Source organism: Streptomyces sp. SLBN-31, from assembly GCF_006715395.1.
GTDB lineage: Bacteria > Actinomycetota > Actinomycetes > Streptomycetales > Streptomycetaceae > Streptomyces.
Window position 1 is genome coordinate 185,869 of the sequence record NZ_VFNC01000001.1, and the last position, 13,906, is coordinate 199,774.

Annotated in this window: 7 protein-coding genes; 6 read left to right on the top strand and 1 reads right to left on the bottom strand. The window is 72.7% G+C overall.

The genetic code is table 11. The features are described from left to right. Positions 1 to 130 precede the first annotated feature (130 nt). Complete coding sequence (gene guaB, locus FBY22_RS00970; protein ID WP_142141983.1) at positions 131 to 1,633, top strand: IMP dehydrogenase; 1,503 nt, start codon at positions 131 to 133, stop codon at positions 1,631 to 1,633. 107 nt (positions 1,634 to 1,740) lie between these two features. Beyond that, on the top strand, positions 1,741 to 2,865 hold the full coding sequence (locus FBY22_RS00975) for a GuaB3 family IMP dehydrogenase-related protein (RefSeq protein WP_142141984.1): 1,125 nt from the start codon (positions 1,741 to 1,743) through the stop codon (positions 2,863 to 2,865). Between the two features lie 534 nt (positions 2,866 to 3,399). On the opposite strand, the gene FBY22_RS00980 is transcribed toward FBY22_RS00975, so the two are convergent. After that, positions 3,400 to 4,608: a nucleotide sugar dehydrogenase gene (locus FBY22_RS00980; protein WP_142141985.1), complete on the bottom strand. Its 1,209-nt coding sequence runs from the start codon at positions 4,606 to 4,608 to the stop codon at positions 3,400 to 3,402. A 271-nt stretch (positions 4,609 to 4,879) separates the two neighbouring features. On the opposite strand from FBY22_RS00980, the gene FBY22_RS00985 reads away from it, so the two are divergent. The 4 genes from FBY22_RS00985 to FBY22_RS01000 all read left to right on the top strand — a co-directional run bounded on the left by FBY22_RS00985 (position 4,880) and on the right by FBY22_RS01000 (position 13,883). Continuing rightward, complete coding sequence (locus FBY22_RS00985) at positions 4,880 to 6,586, top strand: glycerol-3-phosphate dehydrogenase/oxidase (protein ID WP_142141986.1); 1,707 nt, start codon at positions 4,880 to 4,882, stop codon at positions 6,584 to 6,586. A 349-nt stretch (positions 6,587 to 6,935) separates the two neighbouring features. Further along, positions 6,936 to 9,137 (top strand): serine/threonine-protein kinase, encoded by a 2,202-nt coding sequence (locus FBY22_RS00990; protein WP_142141987.1) that lies wholly within the window; start codon positions 6,936 to 6,938, stop codon positions 9,135 to 9,137. Positions 9,138 to 9,300: 163 nt separating this feature from the next. Then, entirely contained in the window at positions 9,301 to 12,069 is a 2,769-nt protein-coding gene (locus FBY22_RS00995; protein ID WP_142141988.1) for a protein kinase, read from the top strand. Between the two features lie 140 nt (positions 12,070 to 12,209). Beyond that, positions 12,210 to 13,883 carry a serine/threonine-protein kinase gene (locus FBY22_RS01000; RefSeq protein ID WP_142141989.1) on the top strand — a complete coding sequence of 558 codons (1,674 nt, stop codon included), beginning with the start codon at positions 12,210 to 12,212 and terminating at the stop codon, positions 13,881 to 13,883. Positions 13,884 to 13,906 lie beyond the last annotated feature (23 nt).

Here is a 13,906-nt window from a genome sequence, read left to right on the forward strand (position 1 = left end):
TGAACAGGCCGCTCGGGGATTCCGTACGAACATACGAAGCCCGAGGTCAGGCGGAACCGTGGAATTCGACGGCCCTGCTTCCCGTTAGCATGGACATCCGCACCGATCAAGGCCATTTGGGGAAGGTGTCATGACTGCAAACGTCGACGGAGTGCCCGGTAAATTCGCGACACTCGGGCTGACCTACGACGACGTGCTGCTGCTGCCGGGAGCGTCCGAGGTGCTCCCCAACGCGGTCGACACCTCGTCCCGCATCTCCCGCAACGTCCGGGTCAACATCCCGCTGCTGTCCGCGGCGATGGACAAGGTGACCGAGTCCCGCATGGCCATCGCGATGGCCCGGCTCGGCGGTGTCGGCGTGCTGCACCGCAACCTCTCGGTCGAGGACCAGGTCAACCAGGTCGACCTGGTCAAGCGGTCCGAGTCCGGCATGGTCACCGACCCCATCACGGTGCACCCCGAGGCCACGCTCGCCGAGGCGGACGCGCTGTGCGCCAAGTTCCGCATCAGCGGTGTCCCCGTGACCGACCCCGCCGGCAAGCTGCTCGGAATCGTCACCAACCGTGACATGGCCTTCGAGACCGACCGCGGCCGCCAGGTGCGCGAGGTCATGACGCCGATGCCGCTGGTCACCGGCAAGGTCGGCATCTCCGGTGTGGACGCCATGGAGCTGCTGCGCAAGCACAAGATCGAGAAGCTTCCGCTGGTCGACGACGCCGGGGTCCTCAAGGGGCTGATCACGGTCAAGGACTTCGTCAAGGCGGAGAAGTACCCGAACGCCGCCAAGGACGCCGAGGGCCGCCTGCTCGTCGGTGCCGCCGTCGGCGCCAGCCCCGAGGCGCTGGAGCGCGCCCAGGCGCTCGCCGAGGCCGGCGTGGACTTCCTGGTCGTCGACACCTCGCACGGCCACAACAGCAACGCGCTCAGCTGGATGTCGAAGATCAAGTCGGCCGTGGCCGTCGACGTGATCGGCGGCAACGTCGCCACCCGCGACGGCGCCCAGGCGCTGATCGACTCCGGTGTCGACGGCATCAAGGTCGGTGTCGGCCCCGGCTCCATCTGCACCACGCGCGTGGTCGCCGGCATCGGCGTCCCGCAGGTCACCGCCATCTACGAGGCCTCCCTCGCCGCCCGCCCGGCCGGTATCCCGCTGATCGGCGACGGCGGCCTGCAGTACTCCGGCGACATCGGCAAGGCCCTCGCGGCCGGTGCCGACACGGTGATGCTGGGCTCGCTGCTCGCGGGCTGCGAGGAGTCGCCCGGCGAGCTGCAGTTCATCAACGGCAAGCAGTTCAAGTCGTACCGCGGCATGGGCTCGCTCGGTGCGATGCAGTCCCGCGGCCAGGGCAGGTCGTACTCGAAGGACCGCTACTTCCAGGCCGAGGTCGCCTCCGACGACAAGCTCGTGCCCGAGGGCATCGAGGGGCAGGTGCCCTACCGCGGCCCGCTGGCCAGCGTCCTGCACCAGCTCGTCGGCGGTCTGCGCCAGACCATGGGCTATGTGGGCGCGGCGACCATCGAGGAGATGGAGTCCAAGGGCCGCTTCGTGCGGATCACCTCCGCGGGCCTGAAGGAGAGCCACCCGCACGACATCCAGATGACGGTCGAGGCGCCGAACTACAGCAGCAAGTAGGCGACAGGCGTTGTGAGGGGCGGCCCCGGGAGCATCCGGGGCCGCCCTTGCCGTACCCGTCGGCGATACTGGAAGACGCTGCAACGCATCAGGGAAAGGCCACAGACGTGACTGAGATCGAGATCGGGCGCGGCAAGCGCGGCCGCCGGGCGTACGCCTTCGACGACATCGCCGTCGTCCCCAGCCGCCGTACGCGGGACCCGAAGGAGGTCTCGATCGCCTGGCAGATCGACGCCTACCGCTTCGAGCTGCCCTTCCTGGCCGCCCCCATGGACTCGGTCGTCTCCCCGGCCACCGCGATCCGCATCGGCGAGCTCGGCGGCCTGGGCGTGCTGAACCTCGAGGGCCTGTGGACCCGTCACGAGGACCCGCAGCCGCTCCTCGACGAGATCGTCGAGCTGCCCGCCGAGGCCGCGACCCGGCGCCTGCAGGAGATCTACGCGGCCCCCATCAAGGAGGAGCTGATCGGCGCGCGCCTCAAGGAGGTGCGCGACTCCGGCGTGGTCACGGCCGCCGCGCTCTCCCCGCAGCGCACCGCGCAGTTCTCCAAGGCGGTCGTGGACGCGGGCGTGGACATCTTCGTCATCCGCGGTACGACGGTCTCCGCGGAGCACGTCTCCGGCTCGCACGAGCCGCTGAACCTGAAGCAGTTCATCTACGAGCTCGACGTCCCGGTGATCGTCGGCGGCTGCGCCACGTACACCGCGGCCCTGCACCTGATGCGTACGGGCGCGGCGGGTGTGCTGGTCGGCTTCGGCGGCGGCGCGGCGCACACGACGAGGAACGTGCTGGGCATCCAGGTGCCCATGGCGACCGCCGTCGCCGACGTGGCAGCCGCCCGCCGCGACTACATGGACGAGTCGGGCGGCCGGTACGTGCACGTCATCGCCGACGGCGGCGTCGGCTGGTCCGGCGACCTGCCGAAGGCGATCGCCTGCGGCGCGGACGCGGTGATGATGGGCTCGCCGCTCGCGCGCGCCACGGACGCGCCGGGCCGCGGCCACCACTGGGGCATGGAGGCCGTCAACGAGGAGCTGCCGCGCGGCAAGAAGGTCGACCTCGGCACGGTCGGCACGATCGAGGAGGTCCTCACCGGCCCCTCGCACACCCCCGACGGCTCCATGAACCTCTTCGGCGCCCTGCGCCGCGCGATGGCCACGACCGGCTACAGCGAGCTCAAGGAGTTCCAGCGCGTCGAGGTGACGGTGGCGGACTCCCAGCACCGACGCTGAGACCCACGACAAGGGGGCCGGCCACCCGACGGGTGACCGGCCCCCTTCGCGTGCCTGGGGCTTGCGCGGGCGCGTGAGGTGGTGCGGGGGCGTGCGGTTGCGTTCCCGCCCGATATCGGCTGGTCAGCCGGTCGGCGGGCGACAACGTCGGTTTCGGCGCACCAGGTTGCTGGAGCGCCCCCTTCCAGGGACTTGGTTCCGGACCCCGCTCCTCGGGGCCCGGCCCGATGTCCGACGTGCTGCCTACCGGGTCGATGGGCGGTGTCGTGGAAGGGGGCGCCCATGGACGTCACCGCAAGCCCACTCGCTGGGATCGGATCCGTCTGTGGATGGTGAAGTGCCGGAGGTGGATCTTGCGGATTTTCGGCTGGTGAGCGGCCGCCCCCACACAACCTAGGGGCGGACACTCCGTGAACCATCCGGGAGCCTGCCGCAGTGACCGCTGCGGTGGGCTCCACCTGTTCCCAACTTACCGGTGCCCGGGAGGCCACGCCAGCAGCGCCCGGGGCCCACCAAGCACGTGCGCGCCCCCCTTCACAACCGGTGCGCCGCCCCCGTCGGTGTGGCTCCGCGTGTGTCCAGCAGCAGCTGGGCCTTCACCGACAGGCCCTGCAGGTCGTACGTGCGGTGCTGCTGGAGCAGGATCGTGAGGTCGGCGTCGGCCGCCGCCTCGTAGAGGGAGTCGGCGCGCGGGACCGGGCGGTCCAGGACGTTCCAGGACGGGACGTGCGGGTCGTGGTAGCTCACCGAGGCGCCCAGCTCCATCAGCCGGACCGCGATCTCGCGCGCGGGCGTGCCCTGCTGGTCGGCCAGGTCCGGCTTGTACGTCACACCCAGAAGGAGTACGCGCGCGCCCCGCGCCGACTTGCCGTGCTCGTTCAGGAGGGCGGCCGCGCGCTGGACGACGTAGCGGGGCATCTGGCTGTTGACCTGCTGGGCCAGTTCGACCATGCGCAGGGTGCGGCCGGCCGGGGCGGTCAGGTCCTGGGGGACGGTGTGGCCGCCGACGCCCGGGCCGGGGCGGAAGGCCTGGAAACCGAACGGTTTGGTCTCCGCGCAGCGGATGACGTCCCAGAGGTCGACGCCGAGGTCGTGGCAGAGGACGGCCATCTCGTTGACGAGCGCGATGTTGACGTGGCGGAAATTCGTCTCCAGGAGCTGCACCGTCTCCGCCTCGCGCGGGCCACGCGCGCGTACCACCTTGTCCGTGAGGCGCGAGTAGAAGGCGGCGGCCGACTCCGTGCAGGCGGGCGTGAGGCCGCCGATCACCTTCGGGGTGTTGGCCGGGGTGAAGTCGCGGTTGCCGGGGTCGACGCGGCTGGGGGAGTAGGCGAGGTGGAAGTCGCGGCCCGCGCGCAGCCGGGAGCCCGCTTCGAGCAGGGGGCGCAGCACTTCCTCCGTGGTGCCCGGCGGGGCGGCCGATTCCAGGACGACCGTGGTGTGCGGGCGCAGCTGGGCGGCGAGGGTGCGGGCGGCCGCCTCCACCTGGGTGAGGTCGAGCGCGCCGTCGGGGCCGCGCGGGGTGGGCGCGCAGATGACGGCGGTGCGCACCCGGCCGAGCTCGGCGGGGCCGGTGGCGTGCCGGAAGCCCCCCGAGAGCATCCGGCGCAGGTCGGCCGCGCTGAGGGAGCCGGCCTCCGGGCCGGTCCGGTAGCCGACGGTCGGGATGCCGGCCGCGACGGCGGCCTGGGCCAGGGGCAGGCCGAACGGGCCGAGTCCGATGACGGCGAGATCTGCGGGCATGGCGTGGGCCGTCCTTCCCAGTAACCGAAGCGGGACAGGTGCGCAAGCCCTGTGGACAGGATGGGCGAGCGCAATGTCAGACTAGGAGTAAATATGACCGTTATGCGGGATTGGTCGGCAGTGTTTTCCGGCGGTCCCTGGAAAGTTGTCCACAGGGTGGGAGGCCGTGGTGGCTGAAGTGGGGCAAGACGGTCAGAATTTGGGCATGGGGGGTAGGACACGGGCTTCGCCCGACGGGTGCGGCCGGCGCTATCGATAGCGGGAGGCAGCAGTGAGGACAGCGACACTCGGACCGGCGCAGCGTGCCGAGTCACTGGCGGCCATGGCCGAGCGCGAACTCGACATCCTGGTGGTGGGCGGCGGGGTGGTCGGTGCGGGCACCGCCCTGGACGCCGTGACCCGCGGCCTGTCCACCGGCCTGGTCGAGGCACGTGACTGGGCCTCGGGCACGTCCAGCAGGTCCAGCAAGCTGATCCACGGCGGCCTGCGCTATCTGGAGATGCTCGACTTCGCCCTCGTGCGCGAGGCGTTGAAGGAGCGCGGCCTGCTGCTGGAACGGCTGGCGCCGCACCTGGTGAAGCCGGTGCCGTTCCTGTATCCCCTGCAGCACCAGGCCTGGGAGCGGTTCTACGCCGGCTCGGGCGTCGCGCTCTACGACGCCATGTCGATGGCCCGCGGGCACGGCCGGGGCCTGCCCGTGCACCGCCACCTGACGCGCCGTCAAGCCCTGCGGGCGGCCCCGGCCCTGAAGAAGGACGCCTTGGTCGGGGCCCTGCAGTACTACGACGCCCAGGTGGACGACGCGCGGCATACGGCCACCCTCGTGCGCACGGCCGCCGCCTACGGCGCGAAGGTCGCCAACCGCGCCCGCGTGACGGGCTTCCTGCGCGAGGGCGAGCGGGTCGTCGGCGCGCGCGTGCAGGACGTCGAGGGCGGTGGCGAGTACGAGGTCCGCGCCAAGCAGGTGGTGAACGCGACCGGTGTGTGGACCGACGACACCCAGGCGATGGTGGGGGAACGCGGCCAGTTCCACGTCCGTGCCTCCAAGGGCATCCACCTGGTCGTGCCGAAGGACCGCGTCAACTCCTCCACCGGCCTGATCCTGCGCACGGAGAAGTCGGTCCTCTTCGTCATCCCCTGGGGCCGGCACTGGATCATCGGCACGACCGACACCGACTGGGACCTCGACAAGGCGCACCCGGCGGCGTCCAGCGCGGACATCGACTACATCCTGGAGCACGTGAACTCCGTGCTCTCGGTGCCCCTCACGCGCGACGACGTGCAGGGCGTGTACGCGGGCCTGCGGCCGCTGCTGGCCGGCGAGTCGGACGCCACCAGCAAGCTCTCGCGCGAGCACACCGTGGCCCATCCGGTCCCGGGACTGGTCGTCGTGGCCGGCGGCAAGTACACGACGTACCGGGTGATGGCCAAGGACGCGGTGGACGAGGCGGTGCACGGGCTCGACCTGCGGGTCGCCGAGTGCGTCACCGAGGACGTGCCGCTGCTCGGCGCCGAGGGCTATCGCGCGCTGTGGAACGCGCGGGCCCGGATCGCGGCCCGGACGGGCCTTCACGTGGTCCGCGTCGAACATCTGCTGAATCGGTACGGCAGCATGGCGGAGGAACTCCTCGACCTCATCGCCGCCGACGCCTCACTCGGTGAGCCGCTGCAGGCCGCCGACGACTATCTGCGTGCCGAGATCGTGTACGCAGCCTCGCACGAGGGCGCTCGTCACCTGGACGACGCGCTGACCCGGCGCACCCGCATCTCCATCGAGACCTTCGACCGCGGCACCCGCAGCGCCCGGGAGGCCGCCGAACTGATGGCCCCGGTACTCGGCTGGGACAAGGACCAGATCGAGCGCGAGGTGGAGCACTACGAGAAGCGGGTGGAGGCCGAGCGGGAGTCGCAACGCCAGCCGGACGACCTGACGGCGGACGCGGCACGGCTGGGTGCCCCGGACATCGTGCCCCTGTGAGGCGGCGGGGGTGCTGAGCCGGCATCACCCGAATGAGTGTCGTAGAGCGGGATCTGCGTTCGGGGCCGGGTCGTTCTACCAGGTGTGAGGACGAGTTCGGGGTGAACTCGGCGGCGTACAGGGTCGGTTCGGGGCCCAGAACCGCTGTCGCCGCCGGGTTCACGCGTACGGCGAGGGGGCCCCGGGCGACGGGCGGTGGCTCTTGCGCACGGGGAGGAGACGAGGGTGCGGAACCGGACGTTCCGGGTGCGCGGCGGGCCGCGAGGGCCCTTGGGCACCCTGGGCGCCGGGCACTTGTCGGGTGAGGGACAATGGGGGCTCTGTCAGGGCGGGTTGTATGAGGGGATCCATGTCGGAGGCGGAGCGGGCGGGGACATCTCGTCAGGAGACTCGTCAGGACAAGACCGAGCGTCTTCTCGCCGGGCGGTACCGGCTCGGGGCGGTGCTCGGCCGGGGCGGCATGGGCACGGTGTGGCGGGCCGAGGACGAGACCCTGGGCCGGACGGTCGCCGTCAAGGAGCTGAGGTTCCCGTCGAACATCGACGAGGACGAGAAGCGCCGGCTGATCACGCGGACGCTGCGCGAGGCCAAGGCCATCGCGCGGATCCGCAACAACAGCGCGGTGACGGTCTTCGACGTGGTCGACGAGGACGACCGGCCGTGGATCGTGATGGAGCTCGTCGAGGGCAAGTCGCTCGCCGAGGTCATCCGGGAGGACGGCCTGCTCGAACCCCGGCGGGCGGCCGAGGTGGGACTCGCGATCCTCGACGTGCTGCGCTCCGCGCACCGCGAGGGCATCCTGCACCGTGACGTGAAGCCGTCCAACGTCCTGCTGGAGACCGACACCGACCGGGTCGTGCTCACCGACTTCGGTATCGCCCAGGTGGAGGGCGACCCGTCCATCACCTCCACAGGCATGCTCGTCGGCGCGCCCTCCTACATCTCCCCGGAGCGGGCCCGCGGTCACAAGCCCGGCCCCGCGGCCGACCTGTGGTCGCTCGGCGGACTGCTGTACGCGGCCGTCGAGGGCGTCCCGCCGTACGACAAGGGCTCCGCGATCGCCACGCTCACCGCGGTGATGACGGAGCCGCTGGAGGAGCCGAAGAACGCGGGGCCGCTGAAGGACGTCATCTACGGGCTGCTGAACAAGGATCCGGCGAAGCGGCTCGACGACGCGGGCGCGCGGGCGATGCTCAACGCCGTGATCCACGCGCCCGAGCCGAAGGCGGCCGAACCGGAGCCGCTGGACGCCACCAAGGTCGTGCCGATTCCGGCACAGCCCGACGGGCCCGACCGCAAGGGTGGTTCGGGGTCCGGCGGCAAGCGGGCCGAGGAAGCGGCGGAGAAGCTGCGCGGGGCGTTCCGTTCCGTGCGCAAGGCGGCGGGGGCCGCGGCCGGTTCGGCTGCCGCCTCCCGCGACAAGTCGGGCAACGGCACGGCGACTTCGCGGACCGGTGGCTCGGGGAACGGCGCGACCGACGCAGGCTCCCGCGGCGGTGCGTCCGGGACGGCGGCTCCGGCGGGCGGGGCGTCGACCCCGTCGCCCTCGGTACCGTCGCCCGCGTCGAGGCCGGTTCCCCCGCCCCCGGCGCCTCCGAAGAGTCCGTCCTCCGCGTCCGCGTTCTCGGCCTCCGCTGCGTCCGCGTCCTCCCCGGCGTCTTCGCGGGGACCGTCGCCCACCGCGGGTTCGGGGTCGTCGGCGGCGGGAGCGAACGACCGCGGCACCGGCGGGAGTTCCGGCTGGCCCAAGATGACCCCGCCCGACCTGCCCGACCTGCCGCCCCGGTCGGTCCCGCGGGCGCCCCTCACCGACGTGGTGCCCAAGCGGACCCTGGTGATCATCGCTGTGGTCGTCGCGCTCGCCGTCATCGGGACCGTGCTCGCCCTCACGCTGGGCGGCGACGGCGGCTCCGACAACGGTGCCAGGCGGAGCGGCGGCAAGACCGTCGCGAGCGCGTCCGCCAGCTCGAACACCAAGGAGGACAAGGGCGGCGGGACCGGCACGGGCAGCGGTTCCGAGAAGTCCCCGGCCGCCTCGGGCGGCGGCACGCCCAGCAACAGCCCGAGCGCGTCCGGCGGCAGCGGTGCGGAGACCGGCGACGGCTCCGGGGATGCAAGCGCGGTGGCGAAGACGTACCACGGCGGCCAGGGCTACTCGATCGGGCTGCCCAAGGGGTGGTCGTACCAGTCGACCGGAGCCGCGGGCGACCGGTTCACCGGCCCCGACGGGCAGAAGCTCCTGATCGCCTGGACGTCCACACCCAAGGGCGACCCCGTGGCCGACTGGCAGAACCAGGAGCGCTACATGACGCGCTCGCAGTACGACCGGATCCGCATAGAGAAGGTGGACTACCGCGGCTGGAACGCGGCGGACTGGGAGTTCACCTATGTGGAGAACGGGACGAAGTACCGGACGATCGACCGGGGGTTCGTCGTCAACGGCCATCTCGGGTATGCGCTGATGTACACCGCGAAAGCCGCCAACTGGGACAGTGGCCTCCGTAAGGACACCTGGAAGACGCTCGCGAAGACGTTCGAACCGAAGTCGTAAAGCGCCTGCCCGGGGTTTGGGCCGTGAGATCTGGCAACCCCTCTCTGCCAGTTGCCTCCGGCACGTATCGTGAAGGCTTGCGGACCGTACGCATCCAGGTGCGGGCACACAACGGTTCGCAAGTCGAACGGAATTGACCGACCGGGCGGCCGAGGGAGGCACAGTGGACGACTACGCGGGACGGGTACTCGCCGACCGCTACCGCCTGCCGCTGCCGCCCTCCGACGAGTACGAACTCACTGAGACCCGCGCCTTCGACACCTACAGCGGGCAGGAAGTCCTCGTCCGGCAGGTGCCGTTGCCGGAGGTCGTCGAGGCGGAGGTGCTCGACGCGGAGGGGCTGCCCGACGGGTTCCAGGTCCGCAGGCCCATGGCGCGCACGGGGGCGCGCAGGCCGGCCGACCCCGCCGTACGGCGGGCGGTCGAGGCCGCCCAGGCCGCCGCCCGAATACCCGATCATCCGCGGCTGGACCAGGTCTTCGACGTGTTCGCCGACGGCGGGTCGCTGTGGATCGTGAGCGAGTTGGTGGCCGCGCGGCCGCTCGCCGCACTGCTCGCGGAGAAGCCGCTCACGCCCTACCGCGCGGCCGAGGTCGCCTCCGACGTGCTCATGGCGCTGCGGGTGCTGCACGCGCACGGCTGGGTGCACCGCAACATCACCGCCCGCACGGTCCTCGTCTGCGACGACGGACGCGTGATGCTGACCGGCCTCGCGGTCGGGGCGGCGGAAGAGGCGCTGTGCGGGTACGACCCGGTGCCGGCACAGGAGGGCCACGCGGGGGCCCTCGCCGAGGGACGGGGGCCGGGTGGTTCGGCCGGGTCGTCCGCGCCGGGCGCGCCGGATGCCGACGGCGGCCGGGCAGGGGCGGAGGGCGGGCACCGCGGCCCGGGTGGTCACCGGCCGGCCGACGGAACAGGTGGCGGGGCGGGGGGACTCGCCGTGTCCGGAGGGCACGTCGGTTCCGGTGCTCACGGAGTCCTGGACGCACAGGGCGGCGGCCCCGGCGGTGTCGATCCCGTCGCCGCGCGCAGCGCCGCCATCAGGGCGCGTACGGCCGGCGGGCTGCCCGGCGCCGAGCCGGACACGGCGGGCGGGAGCGGCGGGACCGGTGCGCTCGCGCCCAAGGCGCTCGAGACGGGCGGGGACATCAGGGCCGCGCGGGCCGGCGCGATCGCCGCGTACCGCGCGGGCGCCCGTGCCGCGGCCCGGGTGCAGGAAGCGCAGGACGGCCGGGCGGCCCTGCCCGGCGCGGGCCCGGCACCCGAGGAGGACCCCGCCGCACGGACCAACGGGTCGGCGCAGCCGTACGCCCCCGGCGAGGGCGCGCCCGGCGGCCCCGTGCCGCCGGGTCAGATAGCCGACCCCTACGGGGTGGGCGGTTCCTGGCACGGCGCGACCCCCCGGGGCGGCGCCGACGGCACCGGCAACCACGTACTGCCTCCCGGCGGCAACGGCGGCAACGGCGGCCAGGGCGGCGCCGGTTCGCAGGCAGTCGGGCCCGGCATCCCGCCCCACCTCGGCACGGCCCCGCCGGCCGGCCTGCCGAACGCCCCGGGCTTCGGCGCCGCGCCGGCGACCGACGTCCCCGCACCGCGCGCCGCCGGACCGGCCGCCGCACAGCCCACCGCCCGCTGGGGCGACCTGGTGGCGGACACCCCCGCCCCGCCCCGTGGCCCCGCCACCGCGCTGGCCGCCGAGCGGGCGCGGCAGGCGCGGATGGCCGTCGTCGGGCCGGTGACCGAACGCTGGGCGCCCGAGCAGGCCGGGCCCGTGCACGAGAACTGGCAGCTCGCGGCGCCGATCGGGCCCGCGACCGACCTGTGGGCGCTCGGCGCGCTGCTCTTCAGGGCCGTACAGGGGCACGCGCCGTATCCCGAGGAGTCGACGGCCGAGCTGGTGCAGATGGTGTGTGCCGAGCCGCCCGCCTTCGCCGAGGAGTGCGGGCCGCTGCGGCCGGTCGTCGAGTCGCTGCTCCGTCAGGACCCCACCGAGCGGCTGGACTTCGAGGAGCTGCGCGGCTGGCTGCGCTCGCTGGTGCGGTCGGCGCCCGAGCCGGACGCCGGCACGCACGTCGTCCCCGCGCCGCCCGCCGACGCCAGCCGGCTGCCCGTCATACGGCGGCGGGGCGAGCTGGTGCGCAGGCGCCGGGCGCAGCCGCCCGCGACCACGCACGGACGGCACAAGCGCGCCAAGGAACAGGCGGGTTCGCCCCGCAGGCTGGGCCGCACCCTGCTGGTGCTGATCCTGCTCCTGCTGGCGGGCGCGGTCGCGTACGCCATGCTGTTCATGCCCAAGGCCGGCGAGGACGGAGCGGCGGGCAGTGAGCGGACCGGAGCGACTGGCAAGGCGTCCCCCGCGCCCGAGCGGTCGGACCAGGGCGGCAGCCGGACCGGCCCCGAGCGGACCTCGCCCGCCCCGAAGCCGAGCCCCTCCCGTTCGGCCGGTTCCACCGAGCCGCAGACCACCGACCCCGCCGTCGCCGACGGCTTCACCCTGCGCAAGGACCCCGAGGGCTTCCGGGTCGCGGTGGCGAAGGGCTGGTCGCGGACGGGCAGGAACGCCTGGAACCAGGTGGTCTACTCGAAGGGCGCCTTCCAGCTCATCGTCGTGTCCGGACGGGACGGCGCGGTGACGTACGGCAGCGACCCGATGGCCTACCAGCGGGACAAGGAGCACGAACTCCAGCCCTACCGCAGCTCCAGCTGGGCCACCGCGACCGGCCTGAGGACCATCACGGTGGGCACGCGGGTCATGGCCGAGGGGCAGTTCACCTGGACCGACGGCGGCGGACAGGACCTGTACGTGCGCAACCTCGCGATCCTCATCGACGGGCGCTACCACGTGGTGCAGGTGCGCGGTCCTGAGTCCCAGCGGGACCAGGTGACGAAGCTGTACGAGCAGGCGTACTCGACGTACACGTACACCGGCTGAGTCACCCTCCGTGATGGGGCGATCGGTCACCGCAGAACAACCGTCACAGTGATGTCACCTTGCCACCCCCATGGTTCCGTGCGGGCGGGCCACTCCTTAGTCTGACCCTGTCAAGACCATTGCGGGGCAACGTGAATCAGATGCAGGGCCAGCTTGTCGCGGGCCGCTACCGGCTCGCCGACTCCATCGGCAGCGGTGGCATGGGCCGGGTGTGGCGCGCGCACGACGAGGTGCTCCACCGAGCCGTCGCCATCAAGGAGTTGACCGCCGCTCTCTACGTCTCCGAGAGCGACCGGGAGCGGTTGCTCGCGCGCACGCGGGCGGAGGCCCGGGCGGCCGCCCGGATCAACCACTCCGCGGTCGTCACCGTGCACGACGTGCTCGAACACGACGGCCGGCCCTGGATCGTGATGGAGCTCGTCGAGGGCTACTCGCTCGCCGACGCCGTCAAGGAGCGGGGGCGCGTGGAGCCGGCCGAGGCCGCGCGTATCGGACTGTGGGTGCTGCGGGCGCTGCGCGCCGCGCACTCCGCCGGGGTGCTGCACCGTGACGTCAAGCCCGGCAACGTGCTCCTCGGCCACGACGGCCGTGTGCTGCTCACCGACTTCGGCATCGCCCAGATCGAGGGCGACACGACGATCACCCGCACCGGCGAGGTCGTCGGCTCGGTCGACTACCTCGCCCCCGAGCGGGTGCGCGGCCACGACCCGGGCCCGGCCTCGGACTTGTGGGCGCTCGGCGCCACGTTGTACACGGCGGTGGAGGGCCGCTCGCCGTTCCGTCGCACCTCGCCGCTGTCCACGATGCAGGCGGTCGTCGAGGAGGACGCGGCCGAGCCGAAGTTCGCCGGGCCGCTCGGGCCCGTCATGGGGGCGCTGCTGGCCAAGGACCCGGCCCAGCGGCCCGGCGCCGCCGAGGCCGAGCAGATGCTCGCCGAGGCGGCCGAGGGACGCCGGTCGGACGCGGCGCAAGCGTACGTGCCCACGCAACATCGGGGCGGCCGCTACGAGACGCGGACCGGCACGGGTACCGGGCCCTACAACACCGGTACGGGCCCGCAGACCGGGTCGGCGACCCCGTATCCGCCGCTGACCGGGCCCACCGCCATCGGGCCCACCGGTATCGGCCCCGCACCCGCCGCCCCGCCGAAGCGGCGGCGCCTGCGCACCTTCGTCCTCGCCCTCGCCCTCGCGGTGATCGTCGCCGGCGGTACGGCCGTGGCGCTGCAGAAGTGGAACCAGGGACACCAGTCGGACGCGGGCGGAACCTCCGACTCCCCGAGCCCGACGCCTTCGGCCACGCCCACCGGCGGCTCCGACGGAACCGTTCCCGCCAACTGGTGGAAGTACGAGGACCCCAACGGCTTCAGCGTCTATCTCCCGCGCGGCTGGAAGCGGACGGAGGTCACCGGCACCGGAGACGTCGACCCCGATCTCCGGCAGGTCGACTACTCGCCGGACGACGGCGAGCACTTCGTGCGCATCGCCATCGACACCAAGCCGGACTTCGCCGGCGCCACGCAGCACCAGGAGGATCTGGAGCAGCAGCTCCAGAAGCTCGTCGACTACCACCGCGTCCAGCTGCGGAAGAACCTCTACCGCGACCGGAACGGCTCGGTGTGGGAGTACACCTGGACGGCGCTGCCCAAGGACACCAGGTTCCCGGGGCCGCGGCGCGCCATCGAGGAGACGTACATCTCCCGAGACGGCGCCGAGTACGCGATCTACGTCTCCTCGCCCGCGGCCGACTGGGCGCAGGCCTCCAAGCAGTTCAAGGCGATCCTCCAGGGCTGGCAGGAGAAGACCGTCCAGTAGCGGGTTGGCCGGTCGGCGCCCCG

What these genes read in the sequence shown, in the direction of transcription:
- guaB (WP_142141983.1), top strand. Translation starts at nt 131, where the DNA reads ATGACTGCAAACGTCGACGGAGTGCCCGGTAAATTCGCGACACTCGGG.
- FBY22_RS00980 (WP_142141985.1), bottom strand. Translation starts at nt 4,608, where the DNA reads ATGCCCGCAGATCTCGCCGTCATCGGACTCGGCCCGTTCGGCCTGCCC.
- FBY22_RS00990 (WP_142141987.1), top strand. Translation starts at nt 6,936, where the DNA reads ATGTCGGAGGCGGAGCGGGCGGGGACATCTCGTCAGGAGACTCGTCAG.
- FBY22_RS01000 (WP_142141989.1), top strand. Translation starts at nt 12,210, where the DNA reads ATGCAGGGCCAGCTTGTCGCGGGCCGCTACCGGCTCGCCGACTCCATC.